This window comes from Enhygromyxa salina (assembly GCF_000737335.2).
Lineage (GTDB): Bacteria > Myxococcota_A > Polyangia > Nannocystales > Nannocystaceae > Plesiocystis > Plesiocystis salina_C.
On the sequence record NZ_JMCC02000272.1, the window covers coordinates 1 to 1446 of the forward strand.

The 1446-nt window shown below is 60.7% G+C and carries 2 protein-coding genes; both read right to left on the reverse strand.

Annotation, left to right across the window (positions count from 1 at the left end; genetic code table 11):
* Positions 1-254: hypothetical protein (locus DB30_RS42125; RefSeq protein ID WP_205633219.1), on the reverse strand; the 254-nt coding region annotated here is incomplete at its 3' end.
* Positions 255-709: 455 nt separating this feature from the next.
* The gene (locus DB30_RS40830; protein WP_153258506.1) at positions 710-886 is read right to left on the reverse strand and encodes a hypothetical protein; all 177 of its coding nucleotides are present in this window, start codon (positions 884-886) and stop codon (positions 710-712) included.
* Positions 887-1446: the final 560 nt, after the last annotated feature.

The window sequence follows — 1446 nt, forward strand, 5'->3', positions numbered from 1 at the left end:
CCAATCCCAACGAGATGATGTGCGATGGTCAGTGCATCGACGTCATGGAGAACAATGACAACTGCGGGTCTTGTGGCAACGTCTGCAACTGGAAGGACAAGGGATTCCCGAAGATCGGATCGTGCGTCGATGGAGATTGTCTCCCTACGTTCTACCCATGTTTCACCCAGGATGATGGCCTCGTCAACTGTGATGAAATGTGCGCGAGCTTTGGCGAGACCTGCGCTGACAACGCGTGCGATAACAACACCCACGTGTATACCAATAGCATGGCTATTTGTAGCAGCGGCGTTGTTGGCGGCCAGTCTCCGTTGGACTGCGGCAGCCCCATCCCTTGGTTGGGGGACTGGGTTGGTTGCTGCTGCACGCAGTAGCTTGCGCAGTATTCTACGCTGTGCCTGCCGCGACCATGACTTTGACGTCACCGTCCAAACCCGGACTTAGGTCGTAGACTCAATAATCGGCCCCCTCGTCACCTTGCCATTGTTGCGAATCGTGTTGTCGTGGATCCACGCGTTGACCGATGCCGCCAGACACCCTACCCCGCGCCTTGTCAAAGTAGCGATACCCTTACGGGCTCGTGTCCGTCGTGCAGTTATCCTCGATGATGGGTGTTCCAGATGTCGCGATTCACGATCTCGACCTCGGTCGCAGCCGCCACTGTACTCGCGGGCGCGGACAACCGCCAGTTGGTGACTCCGGCCCCGTTTTAAACGTAGTTGCCGTCGGCCACGATCGTCAGGTTCTCGAGACTGATCTGCTTGCACTCGCCCGCGCCCTCACCATCGAAAATCTCGACGCCCACGGACGAGTACGCGATGATCGTGAGACCCTTAATCACAACCCCCGTGCAGTCATCAATTTTGAATCCGGGTGGCTCGAACATCGTGAAGCTCGTGTTGTCGGTGGTCGACGCTGGATTGCGGACAACATCGCTGCGAGATCGACGAGGGCCGACAGCAAGGAGCACGTGCTGCTACTCGACCTTCTACAGGCCCAGCATCGAACCCGTCGGCGACCGCACCGAGGCTCAGGCTTCGGGCAGGGGACCGTCCGGCTCCTCGTCACGGCTCCGTCCTCGACGTGGGCGAGGAAGGTCTGCGGCATGAGCTCCTCGGCCTGGTCGGGGGCCTTGGTCCAGAACATGCGGTAGATCGTAGCGCCATGGCGGTCGTAGAGTTCGGTGCCCGCTTTGGTGTCAGCTTCGCGCCAGCGCACGGTCGGGCGATGAGATCGGTGTCGGCGGCGGGGACGGAGCCGACAGGTCCTCGCAGCCCTGCGTCGTCGAACAGGCTCAGGGACCGCACTGGCACTTCCGTTGGAGTGCGAGGGAGCTCCCCGCGGATGGCGATCTCGATTGCCAGCCAAGGCCCGGCGTGCAAACGTGAGCACATGAAGCGGCTGCCCTTGCTGAGCTTGTTCGTGCTTCCACTCGTCTTCGCGTGC